Origin of the sequence: Aeromonas sp. s13, assembly GCF_040907905.1 — a bacterium.
Classification (GTDB): Bacteria; Pseudomonadota; Gammaproteobacteria; order Enterobacterales; family Aeromonadaceae; genus Aeromonas; species Aeromonas veronii.
Map to the genome: position 1 here is coordinate 1 of NZ_JBFOCS010000082.1, position 13,004 is coordinate 13,004.

Sequence of the window (13,004 nt, forward strand, 5' to 3'; positions counted from 1 at the left end):
TCCCGAGTAGTTGACAGGGCTCTGACATTGGCCGGAGCAGGCCAGTCAGGTTCGATCCATTTCATCTGTGACTCCTTCAATTTCACCGATATAAAAACGGGGCTCCTGCAAGGGAACCCCGTTTGGCATCTATTCGGGCCGGATGACGCCAGAAACCGACGCAGCAGGCCCTATCACATCAGTTCCAGACCAGATCGTCCGGATTGGCGAGAGTATCCGCGCGCAGCACTTCCATCAGCTCCACCATGTCTTGCGGTGTAGCTGAGTGCCACTGCATCACTTCCCCCGTGATGGGGTGAGCCAGTTGCAGCATGGTGGCATGCAGCGCCTGACGGTTGAAGTTGCGCAGTGCCTGGGTCAGCTCGGGGGTCGCGTTGCGCAGCGGGCGCAGACGGCCACCGTAAGCGGGATCTCCCACCAGCGGGTGCTTGATGTGCGCCATGTGGACACGGATCTGGTGGGTACGGCCGGTCTCCAGACGCAGACGCAGACGGGTGTGGCCACGGAACTTCTCGTGAACCCGGTAGTGGGTCACAGAGGGGCGGCCATTGGGCACTACGGCCATGTGGGTACGCTGGGTCGGGTGACGGCCGATGGGCGCATCGACGGTGCCACCGGCGGTCATGTGACCGATGGCGATCGCTTCGTACTCACGGGTGATCTGGCGTGCCTGCAACGCTTCCACCAGATGGGTCTGTGCGGGTACGGTTTTGGCAACCACCATCAAACCTGTGGTGTCTTTATCCAGACGGTGCACGATACCGGCGCGGGGCACCTCGGCAATGCCGGGGTAGCGGTGCAGCAGGGCGTTGAGGATGGTGCCATCCGGCGTACCTGCGCCCGGGTGAACCACCAGACCGGCCGGTTTGTCGATCACCAGAATGTGTTCATCTTCATAAACAATGTTGAGCTCGATATCCTGGGCATCCCAGCGAGTATCATCTTCCAGCTCGACATTCACATGCACCTGCTGCCCGGCCAGAATCTTCTCGCGCGGGGTGTTGGCAACCTGACCGTCCAGGGTCACTCTGTCCTGTAAAATCCACTCCTTGATGCGGGTGCGGGAGTAGTCTGGAAACAATTCGGCCAGGGCCTGGTCGAGTCGCTGCCCGAATTGGTGATCCTGGAATTCGCCTGTCAGTTCAATATGCTGGCTCATGTATGGTCTCTTGAGCGGGGGGTATCAATTCGAAATAATCCGGGTATTCTAGCTTTTCTTTTAGCCAAGCATAACGGATACTTTGCCAATTTCGTGGAAATGGACCGGATGTTGTTGATGGGAAAGAAGTCTCACCTGCTGATGTCGCTCGCCTTGGTCGCTACCTTGATCACAGGCTGTTCCAGCACCAAACCCAAGGTACCCGACGAACCGCCGGAGACCCTGTACCAGAAAGCACGCCTCAAACTGGACGTTGGCAATTACGTGCAAGCCACTGAATTGCTTGAGGCTTTGGACTCTCGCTACCCGTTCGGCGCCTACTCCAACCAGGTGCAGCTTGACCTCATCTATGCCTACTACAAGCAGGATGATACCGCTCAGGCGATCGCCAATATCGACCGTTTTATCCGCCTCAATCCGGCGCATAAAAATATCGATTACGTCTTCTATATGCGCGGCCTAACCAACATGGCGGCGGATTACAACTTCTTCCAGAGCCTGTTCGGTATCGGTCGTGACGACAAAGACCCGGCTTATGCCCGTCAGGCATTCCAGGACTTCAAGACCCTGCTGCAGAACTACCCCAACAGCGTCTATGCCGCCGATGCCCGCGCCCGCATGATTGGCCTGAAGAATCGTCTGGCCCGATATGACCTGAGCGTGGCCGAGTATTACGTGAAGCGCGATGCACTGGTCGCAGCCGCCAACCGGGCCAAGCTGATTGTCGAAACCTACCCCGACACAGCCGAAACCGAGAAGGCGCTGGAGATCATGGTCGAGTCTTACGACGCCCTGAAGATGCCGCAGCTGGCCAAGCATGCCCGCGAAGTGCTGGCCAAGAACTACCCGGAGAACCGCCTCGGCCGTGGCTGAGTGATACGGATAAACCGGTAACAAAAAACCGATGCCTTGGCATCGGTTTTTTTATTGCTGCAATTTAGCCACTGAAATTACCCGCAGGGGCTCTGCAGAGCTGGGGCAACGTAACGGCGCCTTCCCAACGCCGTCCGTCATCGCAACGCTTACTTCGCGACATTACCCGCCACGTTCAGGGCATCCCAGGTGCGGGAGAAGGGCGGCGCGTAGGCAAAGTCCAGCATGCCGAGCTGCTCGGTGGTCACTCCCATGGTGATGGCAACCGCCAGCGCGTCGACGCGGTGGACCGCCCCCTTGCGACCGAGGATCTGGCCGCCCAGCAGCCGCTTGCTGCCCGCCTCATAGACCAGCTTGACGTGAATGTCGGACTGACCCGGGCAGTAGTTGGTGTGGCACTTATCCTTGATCACCACGGTGCGATAGTCGATGCCCATCGCCCTGGCTTCCTGCTCGGAGAGGCCGGTACGGCCCGCCTCCAGCCCCAGCACCTTGAGCGCCGCAGAACCGAGGGTACCCGGGAACTCCTGCTCGGCACCCGCCAGGTTCTCGCCTACCATGCGCCCCAGCTTGTTGGCGATGGTGGCGAGCGGTACATAGACCTGCTGCTGCTTCACGCTGTGCCAGACGCTGGCACAGTCACCGGCCGACCAGACGTTGGCCAGCGAGCTGCGACCCTGACGATCCACCTTAATGGCGCCGTTACCGAGCCGCTCGATGCCGGTATCAGCCAGAAACTCGGTGTTGGGCTTGACCCCGGTGCAGACCACCACGATATCGGCCTCGTACTCGCCCTGGCTGGTGCGCACGCCGGTCACCCGACCATCCCCCAATAGTGCTTCAACTCGCTCACCCAGATGGAGAGAGACCCCCTGCTCGCGCAGTTCGGTTTCGATGTGCTGGGTGATCTCGCCATCAAACGCATCGGGGATGACCCGATCCGCCAGCTCGATAAGACGCACCTCTTTGCCTTGATGGACCAGCGCCTCGACCACTTCCAGCCCGATAAAGCCGGAGCCAATCACCACGGCGCGGCGATTATTCTTGTCTTGCACCGCCGCCTTAAGCACCAGCCCGTCGGCCATCCGGCGCAGACCGAATACCCCTTGCTGCTGCAGACCGGGGATGGGGGGCATCACTTCGCGGGCACCGGTGGCAATCATCAGCCGATCGTAGCGATCGGTGAAGGTGTCGCCGTTGTGCTCCACCTGTAGGGTCTGGGCTGTTGCGTCAACGCTCAATACCCGATGGCCAATCTTGACCTCGATCCCCTTGGCAGCGAACTGCTCGGGGGTGAACTCGGCCATGTAGCCGGGCTCCTGAAACTCGTCGCCGACGAAGTAAGGCAGGCCGCAGGCACCGAAAGAGATCACTTCGGAGGCCTCATACACCACGATGTCGGCATCTTTGGCCAGACGGCGTGCCTTGGCCGCCGCGCTCATACCGGCGGCTTCGCCACCGATGATCAGAATTCTCATTGTTTTTCCTCTCAATGGCGCAGGGAGGGCATGCCCTCCCTGCGGTCTATGACGGGAAAGAGTCGCCCCTTTCCACGGGCAGATCAACCGACAGCAACTCAGACGGTGGACTCTTCGCCGTCCAGACTCACTTCGTGATCGCTGTTGAACACATGCATGTCGGTCTCGCCCATCAGGCGGCTGGTCACCGTCCCTGCGGTGATGGAGCCTGAAACGTTGAGCGCGGTACGGCCCATGTCGATCAGCGGCTCGATGGAGATGAGCAGACCGGCCAGCGCCACCGGGAAGTCCAGCGCGGAGAGCACGATCAGCGCGGCAAAAGTGGCGCCGCCGCCAATCCCGGCCACCCCGAAGGAGCTGACGGTGATGATGGCGATCAGGGTCATGATAAAGCCGGGATCCATCGGGTTAACCCCAACGGTCGGGGCAATCATCACGGCCAGCATGGCCGGATAGATACCGGCACAGCCGTTCTGGCCGATGGTGGAACCGAAGGAGGCGGCGAAGTTGGCGATCCCCTCAGGAATACCCAGCGACTTGGTCTGGGTTTGCACGTTCATCGGGATGGAGCCCGCACTGGTGCGCGAGGTGAAGGCAAACGCCAGCACCGGCGTGATCTTCTTGAGGAAGCGCAGCGGGTTGATGCCGACCATGCTCACCAGCAGCAGGTGCACGACAAACATGATGGCGATGGCACCGTAAGAGGCCATCACAAAGCTGAGCAGGTTGAGAATATCCGCATAGTTGGAGCCGGAGACCACCTTGGTCATCAGCGCCAGCACGCCGAACGGGGTCAGGCGCAGCACCAGAGTCACCATTCGCATTACGATGGCATGAGCCACGGCCACGAAGTGGCTGAAGCTGGCGAAGATCTCCGGCTTCTTGCGGGCGATGCCGGTGGCGGAGAGGCCAATGAAGATGGAGAAGATCACCACGGCGATGGTGGAGGTCTTGCGCGCCCCGGTCATGTCGAGGAAGGGATTGGCGGGAATGAACTCCAGCATCATCTTGGCGAAAGACATGCTCTCGACGCTGCCGAGGGTGGTCTGCAGCGCGGCACCACGGGCGCTCTCGGCGGCCCCGGAGGTGAGCCCTTCAGCGGTCAGGCCAAACAGGTTGGACATCAGGATGCCCGCCCCGGCGGCGATGGCGGTGGTGAAGATCAGCACGCCTATGGTCATGGCGCTGATCTTGCCCAGCGCTGTGCCACCATTGAGCTTCAAGATAGCGCTGATGATGGAGACCATGATCAGCGGGATGATGATCATCTGCAGCAGCTTCACATAGCCGCTCCCCACGATATCCAGATAGTCGATGGTCTGAACAATGACGGGCGAACCTGCACCGTAAAGCAGTTGCAACGCGGCGCCGAACAGAATACCGAGCCCCAGACCGGCAAATACCCGGCGGGTGAAGCTCACATGTTTTTCCTGTAACCGGTAGAGAAAGAACAGCAAGATGGCGGCGATGGCCAGATTGCCGATAACGCTAAATGTCATGGTATGACTCCCCAAAAAGCGGGCTTGGGCCCGAGAAACAAGAGCAAGCGCCATGCTTGCCCTGGCAACCGTGTCAGACGGTCTGCGCCGTCGTGACAAGAACAAGGGGGTCTATCGCCCCCTTGTCACAGATTCACTGCTTCTGCTGTTTCGCTCGCATGATGTTGATGATTTCGATGTCGGTATCCAGCATCCCCTCTTTGGAGAGACGGCCCAGATTGGCGATGGTCTGGTCTACATCGTCGGAGACGATCCCCTCGCTCTGGGGGACATGCAGGTTGTTGATGGCCATCAGCGAAGACTTAACCGCCGCCGAGGTGGAGGTGGAGACCTTCATGGAGCAGGCGCTGCCAGCGCCGTCACAGATGATGCCGGAGACATCGCCAATCATGTTGTTGATGCAGTGGCTGATCTGCTGATACTGGCCACCCAGCAGCCAGGTGATGGCGGCACCGGCACCCATGGCGGCGGTACTGGCGGCGCAGAGGGCCGACAGCTTGTTCTGATAGGTCTTGATGTAGATGGCCACCAGATGGCTCATCACCAGTGCCCGGGTCAGCTGCTCGTCGCTCGCCTTGAGGAAGCGGGCGGCCGCGACCACCGGCATGGTGGCGGCAATGCCCTGATTGCCGGAACCGGAGTTGGACATGGCGGGCAGCATGGCACCATCCATTCGCGCATCGGAGGCAGCGGAGGAGAGGCGCATCGCCAGAGTCATCAGATCATCGGAGAGCAGCTTGCGCTCCACCTGCTCGGTGAGGATCTTGCCGATCTTCAGGCCGTAACCCTGCAACCCTTCATCTGCCAGCGCCTGATTCATGGTGGCGGCCTCGCGGATAAAGTCGATCTCCGCCAGCGGCACTTCCAATGCAAAATCGACGATCTCCCGCAGGGTCATGGCCGGTTTGGCGGATTTGGCTGGCTGGATCTGCACGCCGGGGGCACTGGCCTGCTCCATCAGCACCTCGCCATCCTTCTCCATCAGGATGATGCGGGTGTGGTCGGTGCAGATCACCACCCGGGCGCTATGGCCCTCCACTTCGGCCAGCACCTCGGCGTAGAGCACGTCCGGCACATCCTTCACATCCACCTTGATCACCGGCAGCAGCGCCTTGGCCGCTTCCACCAGTTCTGGTGTGAGGGTCTTGAGCACCTCCAGCCCGGCATCGGGATTGCCGCCGGTGATGCCGACCGCAGCGGCCACCGGCAGACCGATCATGCCGGTGCCCGGTACTCCGACCCCCATGCCGTTCTTGAACAGATTGCCACTGACCCAGACGCTGATGCGGGTCGGGGTCTCCCCCAGCAGCTTGCGGCAGTTGGCCGCCGCCAGCGCCACCGACATCGGCTCGGTACAGCCCAGGGCCGGCACCACTTCACGCTTGAGCAGGGTAATAAAGTCGGTCCATTGTGCTTTCATCGCAGTGTTTCTCATGTTCAGGGTGCCCGCAGGCAGTTATTGCTTGTTCAGATCCGCTTTGTGATTACGGATATGCAGATAAACAGTATGACGGGAGATGCCGAGCATCCGGGCAACCAGCTGGGCCGCCTCCTTGATCTCGAAGATCCCCATGTCGAAGAGCCGGGTCACTATCTCCTTGTTGCGCACCGTGCAGGAGAGCGAATCGTCCCGATCCACCTTCTCAATCACCTGAGTCACCAGATCGTCCACCGAGCTGGCAAAGGTCTCGTTGTTGAGCGGCGCCGGTGCCGCTGGCAGCGCAAAGGTATCGAGCAGACTGCCAAGGGAGGTATCCAGACTGAAGTTCACGCAGAGCATGCCGATGGGCTTGCCCTGCCGGTTGCTGATGGTGATGGAGGAGGACTTCATCAGCGTCCCGTCGCGGGTACGGCTGAAGTAGCTGCTCCACTGGCTGCCCGCCTCCCCCTGCAAGCGGTTGAGGGCAAAGTCGGTGACCGGCGCCCCCTCCCGACGACCGGTGACATTGCCGTTGGCAATCTTGATGACCGATGCATCCAGCGTATCGAACGCATGCAACACCACCTCGCACCCTGCGCCAAACAGCGCGGCCAGCGCCTCGACCGCGGGCTCGAAACTGGCGATCAGATGACGTTCTTCATCCGTTAACGAATTGATCTGGTCAGTGGTGGCTGCTGTGGACATATATGAGTAACTCTGAGTAAACCACAGTTGATTCTACTATCAACAAGATCAACTAATGTTGAGCGGCATCCCCTTTTTGCTCGCCATTATGCCCACCTTTTAACAAAGTGCGACAAATTGTGAAGCGGCGCACAGCAGGGCAGCAACTCAGAGGTGATAGCGGGCCAGCAGTTGCTTGTAGGCGGGAGTCTGTTTGAATGCCTTGAGGGCAGAGGAGAAGCGGATAGCCAGCTGGTCGTGGCCGGGCTTGTGGGTAAACGCGAGGAAGTTGCGGTTGTCGTCGGTCAGCAGACGCGAGCCGTGGTTCACCTGATCCTGTAGCCCCTGGGTATGCAGCAAGTAGCGACCGACCCGCTCGTTGAGCACCACCCCGTCCAGCCGACCGGCCATCATCAAATGCAGCTGTTTGATGGCATTCCCCTCCCCCGTCATCGGCATCCGGATCACCCCGGGATCGGTCAGAAAATCGGGGCTGTAGGCATAATCTTCCTGAATACCTATCCGCAGACCCTTGAGGTCGGAGAGCTGCCTGAAATCCACCGGACGAACCGTCGGATAGAAGAGCACTTCGCCGCTGTAAGAGAGCGGCTCTTCGGGGTAGTGGAGCCAATGCTGGCGGGAAGGTTCAAAGAAGACATCGAGCACCGCATCCCCCTGCCTGAGACGGGCCTGCTGCAGAACCCGCTTCCAGGGCAGCACCCTGATTTCAGTGCGATAACCCATCTGGCGCAACACGGTACAGGCCAGATCGAGATCTGCGCCGGCCAGCTCGCCATTGTCATCACGCATCACATAAGGGGGCCACAGCTCGGTCAGCAGCGTCAGAGTCGGCGGCTCGTCTGTCGCCACAGCCGAACCAGCACCAAACAGGGAGGCCAGCAGCCAGCCGTACAACCCGATCCTTCGCCAACCCTGACACCACATCATGGAGATCCCTCATGGTCCGTATGGATTGAGGATATACAAGGGATGAGCAATAAAAAAGGAGGCCGAAGCCTCCTTGATATTCACTCTCTGAATGGCACTTACAGTGCTTTCAGGATTGCCTCGACGCTGGCCTTGGCATCGCCAAACAACATCTGGGTATTTTCCTTGAAGAACAGCGGGTTCTGGACGCCGGCGTAGCCAGTGTTCATGGAGCGCTTGAAGCCGATGACGTTCTGCGCTTTCCACACTTCCAGCACCGGCATACCGGCGATCGGGCTGCCCGGATCTTCCATCGCGGCCGGGTTGACGGTGTCGTTGGCACCAATCACCAGCACGGTATCGGTATCGGCGAAGTCGTCGTTGATCTCGTCCATTTCCAGCACGATGTCATACGGGACTTTCGCCTCCGCCAGCAGCACGTTCATGTGGCCAGGCAGACGACCGGCAACCGGGTGGATACCGAAGCGCACCTTGACGCCGCGATCACGCAGCTTCTGGGTGATTTCAGCCACCGGATACTGGGCCTGCGCCACCGCCATACCGTAGCCCGGGGTGATGATGACGGAGCTGGAATTTTTCAGCAGGTCAGCCACTTCCTCGGCGCTGGTTTCGCGGTATTCGCCCATCTCCTGATCAGCCGTGGAGGCTACGCCGTCGGAGCCGAAGCCACCGGCGATCACGGAGATGAAAGAGCGGTTCATCGCCTTACACATGATGTAAGAGAGGATCGCACCGGAGGAACCCACCAGGGCACCGGTGACGATCAGCAGGTCGTTGGAGAGCATGAAGCCCGCCGCCGCCGCCGCCCAACCGGAGTAGGAGTTCAGCATGGAGACTACCACCGGCATGTCTGCGCCACCGATGGAGGCAACCAGATGCCAGCCGAAGGCGAAGGCGATCAGGGTCATCACCAGCAGGGCGAAGGTAGAGCCGCCCGCGTTGACGAAGTAGACCATCAGGGCCAGAGAGGCGACCACGGCCAGCAGGTTCAGCTTGTGGCGGTGCGGCAGCATCAGCGGCTTGGAGGAGATGAGACCACGCAGTTTGCCGAAGGCAACCACGGAACCGGTAAAGGTTACGGCACCGATGAAGACGCCCAGGAAGATCTCGACCAGGTGGATGTTCAGCATGGCGCCGGTCAGGTGCTCGACCTGAGCAACGCTGTTGGCCTGCTCGAACGCCGCACGGGCGGCTGCCAGGGTGGCATCCAGATTGGAACCGACGGAGACGACGACCTCAGCAGGTGCAGAGGGGTGCAGATCGATGAAGCTGTTGAAGCCCACCAGCACTGCCGCCATACCCACGAAGCTGTGCAGCACGGCCACCAGCTCGGGCATCTCGGTCATTTCGACCTTGAGTGCCAGACGCACGCCGATGGCACCGCCAATCACCATGGCCAGAATGATCCAGTGAACGCCACTGGTCTCCGGGTTGAATACGGTAGCGAGCAGGGCGATAGCCATACCCGCGATACCGAACAGGTTGCCATGCTTGGCCGTTTCTTGCTTCGACAGTCCCGCGAGACTGAGGATGAAGAGCACGGCGGCAACGATATAGGATGCTGTTACCAGTCCTTGAGACACGTTAAACCCCCTTAATCCTTACGGAACATCTTCAGCATGCGCTGAGTGACGGTGAAGCCGCCGAAGATGTTGATACTGGCAATCAGCACGGCGATGAACGCCAGCGCGGTGACCAAGGTCGACCCTTGCCCGATCTGCAGCAGGGCACCGACCACGATAATGCCGGAGATGGCATTGGTGACCGACATCAGCGGCGTGTGCAGGGCGTGAGAGACGTTCCACACCACGTAGTAACCGACCACACAGGCCAGGATGAATACGGTGAAGTGGGAGAGGAAGGCTGCCGGGGCAACGGAGGCGATCCAGCCGAAGGCGGCGATGCCGAGGGCACCGAACACGAACTTCTTGTTGGAAGGCTTGGCCTCTTCCTTCTTGGCTGCCGGTTTGGCGGCGGCCGGTTTCTGCGGGGCAGCAGAGACGGAGATGGCGGGCGGCGGGAAGGTCACTTCACCGGCCTGGATCACCGTCATGTTGCGCTGAACCACGTCTTCGAAGTCGATGGCAACGTTGCCGTCCTTCTCCTTGCACATCAGCTTCATCAGGTTGACCAGGTTGGTACCGTAGAGCTGGGAGGATTGGGCTGGCAGACGACCCGGCAGATCGGTGTAACCAATCACCTTGACGCCGTTGGCAGTGACATGCAGTTCGCCCGGCACTGTGTATTCACAGTTGCCGCCAGCCTGAGCGGCCATGTCCACGATGACGGAGCCCGGCTTCATGCTGTCGACCATCTCTTTGGTGATCAGCTTGGGAGCCGGCTTGCCCGGGATCAGGGCGGTGGTGATGATGATATCCACCTCTTTGGCCTGCTGGGCGAACAGCTCCATCTCGGCCTTGATGAACTCATCGGACATGACTTTGGCGTAACCATCGCTGGATGCGCCATCTTCGCCACCGAAGTCCAGCTTGAGGAATTCCCCACCCATGGATTCGATCTGCTCGGCCACTTCCAGACGGGTATCGAACGCACGCACGATGGCACCGAGGGAACCGGCCGTACCGATGGCGGCCAGACCGGCTACACCGGCACCGATCACCAGTACCTTGGCAGGCGGCACTTTACCGGCTGCGGTGATTTGACCGGTGAAGAAGCGACCGAACTGGTGCGCAGCTTCAACCACGGCGCGATAGCCACCGATGTTGGCCATGGAGGAGAGGGCATCGAGGGACTGGGCACGGGAGATCCGCGGCACCATATCCATCGCCATCACATTGATGTTGCGCTCGGACAGCTTCTTGACCAGCTCAGGGTTCTGGGCAGGCCAGATGAAGCTCACCAGAGTGGCGCCATCTTTAATTTGTGCGATCTCGGCATCGGTCGGCGCATTGACCTTGAAGATAAGGTCGGCTTGCCAGACATTCGGCACCACGCTGGCACCGGCAGCCTCGAAGGCGGCATCATCGAAGCTGGCCGACAGGCCTGCGCCGGTCTCGATGGCGACCTCGAAGCCGAGCTTTTTCAGCTGCTCGACGGTAGCCGGGGTCGCTGCGACCCGGGTCTCACCGGCGAGACTCTCTCTCGGTATTCCAATCTGCATGACTATTCCCTGATGGTTAATAAACAATCGCTGCCCAGTGTCTCACTTCTGACGAAACAAGACATGACCAAAGTGCAGGTCCAGGGCTCTTTGTTATGAAAATCAGTAGGCTTTACCTCAACCTCCTGTCATGGTCAGGCCCCCGCTTTTCAGGCGCGAAGGTGATTAGTATCAAATTTTGGAGTTTTATTACAACCGCAGTCCCGACGGCACTCGTACAGAATTCAGCCCATCCCTGGCTACGATTAAAAAAAACAAACCAAATTAGAGGCTTATACCAGTAAAAACGGCTGAAAAAAGTGATCCAACCAGTCAAAAAAAATGTTTTACCGGCCCTCTATCTTAGCGTTTTTTGTTCTTACGAAATCCGCTTTCGTCTCACTTCTCGCAGCGAAACGCCGAAAAGTAACATTTTCCCAACAAAAGCGGGCCGCTCAGCCGCCAGATGGCGGGAGAGGGCCCCGGCAATTCAATCGTTTCGCCCGTTTGGCACCGATTGGCGGCCCTTACCAGGCCGCTTCATAAATATGCTGGCTCTGCACCAGATCGATGTCGCTGTGCTCGCCCAGACGGGTCATGCCGTGCTCACCCAGCTTGCCGATCAGGGTGTCGATACCCAGATCTTTCAGACCGTAGTCGCGCAGTCGGGTCTTGACCCCCATCCGCTCGAAGAAGCCGCGGGTCGCGGCAATGGCATCGTCGATGCGTTCCGCTTCGCTGCCGCTGTTCAGACCCCACACCCGCTCTGCGTATTGCAGCAGCTTGGCATGTTTCTGTTTGCGCTTGGCCTGCAGCAGGGCAGGCAGCACCACCGCCAGAGTCTGGGCGTGGTCGAGGCCGTGCAGGGCAGTCAGCTCGTGACCCAGCATGTGGGTGGCCCAATCCTGCGGCACACCGGCACCGATCAGGCCGTTCAACGCCATGGTGGCGCTCCACATGATGTTGGCGCGCACCTCGTAGTTGTGCGGCTCGGCCAGCGCCTTGGGGCCCTCTTCGATCAGGGTCAGCAGCAAGCCTTCAGCGAAGCGATCCTGCACCTTGGCGTTGACCGGATAGGTGAGGTACTGCTCCACGATGTGGACGAAAGCATCAACTACCCCGTTCGCCACCTGACGCTCGGGCAGGGTGTAGGTGAGCACCGGATCCAGCACGGCGAAGCGCGGCATCACGAACGGCGAGAAGAAGTGCACCTTGTCGCCACTGCTGCGACGGGTGATGACGGCGCCCATGTTCATTTCGGAACCGGTCGCCGGCAGGGTCAGCACCGAACCGAGCGGGATGGCGGAACGCACTTCGCTGCCGACGGTCTCGAGAATGTGCCAGGGATCCTTGGCCAGATCGTAGTGCGCGGCAGCAGCGATAAACTTGGTGCCATCGAGCACGGAACCACCGCCAACGGCGAGCAGGAAGTCGACCCGCTCGGCACGGGCCAGCTCCACGGCGCCCATCAGGGTCTCGTAGGCCGGGTTCGGCTCGATGCCGCCAAATTCAAACAGGGTCATGCCAGCCAGCTCGTTGCGGATCTGTTCCAGCAGGCCGCTGCGTACCACGCTGCCGCCACCGTAGGTGATCATGACGCGGGCATCGCTCGGAAGCTGCTCGCGCAGCTGGGCGATCTGCCCTTGGCCGAACAGGATTTTGGTCGGGGTATGGAGAGTAAAGTTGTTCATCGACATTGCCTTCTTCTGATAGTCAGGGCGGCCAGGCCGCGAAATCGTGATTGCATTTTTCTCCAGAACCACTCTACCATCAAGACAACATCCTGCTTGATTCTTGCCTATTTCTACAAAGCAGCGAAAACCGGAACTATCGAATCAAAGAG

Annotated in this window: 10 protein-coding genes; 1 reads left to right on the forward strand and 9 read right to left on the reverse strand. The window is 59.9% G+C overall.

Annotation, left to right across the window (positions count from 1 at the left end):
- Window positions 1–178: 178 nt before the first annotated feature.
- Window positions 179–1,159 (reverse strand): 23S rRNA pseudouridine(1911/1915/1917) synthase RluD, encoded by a 981-nt coding sequence (gene rluD, locus AB5Y82_RS19115; protein ID WP_005339771.1) that lies wholly within the window; start codon window positions 1,157–1,159, stop codon window positions 179–181.
- Window positions 1,160–1,276: 117 nt separating this feature from the next.
- On the opposite strand from rluD, the gene AB5Y82_RS19120 reads away from it, so the two are divergent.
- A complete protein-coding gene (locus AB5Y82_RS19120) occupies window positions 1,277–2,032 on the forward strand; it encodes an outer membrane protein assembly factor BamD (protein ID WP_005339769.1) in 756 nt (251 codons plus the stop codon).
- 149 nt (window positions 2,033–2,181) lie between these two features.
- Here the strand turns inward: AB5Y82_RS19120 and AB5Y82_RS19125 are convergent, their stop codons facing one another.
- The 8 genes from AB5Y82_RS19125 to yqhD all read right to left on the reverse strand — a co-directional run bounded on the left by AB5Y82_RS19125 (window position 2,182) and on the right by yqhD (window position 12,852).
- Window positions 2,182–3,510: a CoA-disulfide reductase gene (locus AB5Y82_RS19125; RefSeq protein WP_236381591.1), complete on the reverse strand. Its 1,329-nt coding sequence runs from the start codon at window positions 3,508–3,510 to the stop codon at window positions 2,182–2,184.
- 98 nt (window positions 3,511–3,608) lie between these two features.
- Window positions 3,609–5,009: an L-cystine transporter gene (locus AB5Y82_RS19130; protein ID WP_005341918.1), complete on the reverse strand. Its 1,401-nt coding sequence runs from the start codon at window positions 5,007–5,009 to the stop codon at window positions 3,609–3,611.
- A gap of 133 nt (window positions 5,010–5,142) precedes the next feature.
- Window positions 5,143–6,444, reverse strand: coding sequence for a serine dehydratase subunit alpha family protein (locus AB5Y82_RS19135; protein ID WP_236381593.1), 1,302 nt, complete (start codon window positions 6,442–6,444; stop codon window positions 5,143–5,145).
- Window positions 6,445–6,465: 21 nt separating this feature from the next.
- The gene (locus tag AB5Y82_RS19140; RefSeq protein WP_368174400.1) at window positions 6,466–7,134 is read right to left on the reverse strand and encodes a transcriptional regulator; all 669 of its coding nucleotides are present in this window, start codon (window positions 7,132–7,134) and stop codon (window positions 6,466–6,468) included.
- A 147-nt stretch (window positions 7,135–7,281) separates the two neighbouring features.
- Window positions 7,282–8,061 (reverse strand): substrate-binding periplasmic protein, encoded by a 780-nt coding sequence (locus AB5Y82_RS19145; RefSeq protein WP_368174401.1) that lies wholly within the window; start codon window positions 8,059–8,061, stop codon window positions 7,282–7,284.
- Window positions 8,062–8,159: 98 nt separating this feature from the next.
- Window positions 8,160–9,644, reverse strand: a complete 1,485-nt coding sequence (gene pntB / locus AB5Y82_RS19150) for a Re/Si-specific NAD(P)(+) transhydrogenase subunit beta (RefSeq protein ID WP_005339759.1) — start codon at window positions 9,642–9,644, stop codon at window positions 8,160–8,162.
- Window positions 9,645–9,655: 11 nt separating this feature from the next.
- Window positions 9,656–11,182 carry a Re/Si-specific NAD(P)(+) transhydrogenase subunit alpha gene (gene pntA, locus AB5Y82_RS19155; protein WP_040070064.1) on the reverse strand — a complete coding sequence of 509 codons (1,527 nt, stop codon included), beginning with the start codon at window positions 11,180–11,182 and terminating at the stop codon, window positions 9,656–9,658.
- 506 nt (window positions 11,183–11,688) lie between these two features.
- The gene (gene yqhD, locus AB5Y82_RS19160) at window positions 11,689–12,852 is read right to left on the reverse strand and encodes an alcohol dehydrogenase (protein ID WP_368174402.1); all 1,164 of its coding nucleotides are present in this window, start codon (window positions 12,850–12,852) and stop codon (window positions 11,689–11,691) included.
- Window positions 12,853–13,004 lie beyond the last annotated feature (152 nt).

Coding starts and splice junctions, on each gene's coding strand:
- rluD (WP_005339771.1), bottom strand. CDS start 1,159: ATGAGCCAGCATATTGAACTGACAGGCGAATTCCAGGATCACCAATTC.
- AB5Y82_RS19120 (WP_005339769.1), top strand. CDS start 1,277: ATGGGAAAGAAGTCTCACCTGCTGATGTCGCTCGCCTTGGTCGCTACC.
- AB5Y82_RS19125 (WP_236381591.1), bottom strand. CDS start 3,510: ATGAGAATTCTGATCATCGGTGGCGAAGCCGCCGGTATGAGCGCGGCG.
- AB5Y82_RS19130 (WP_005341918.1), bottom strand. CDS start 5,009: ATGACATTTAGCGTTATCGGCAATCTGGCCATCGCCGCCATCTTGCTG.
- AB5Y82_RS19135 (WP_236381593.1), bottom strand. CDS start 6,444: ATGAGAAACACTGCGATGAAAGCACAATGGACCGACTTTATTACCCTG.
- AB5Y82_RS19140 (WP_368174400.1), bottom strand. CDS start 7,134: ATGTCCACAGCAGCCACCACTGACCAGATCAATTCGTTAACGGATGAA.
- AB5Y82_RS19145 (WP_368174401.1), bottom strand. CDS start 8,061: ATGATGTGGTGTCAGGGTTGGCGAAGGATCGGGTTGTACGGCTGGCTG.
- pntA (WP_040070064.1), bottom strand. CDS start 11,182: ATGCAGATTGGAATACCGAGAGAGAGTCTCGCCGGTGAGACCCGGGTC.
- yqhD (WP_368174402.1), bottom strand. CDS start 12,852: ATGAACAACTTTACTCTCCATACCCCGACCAAAATCCTGTTCGGCCAA.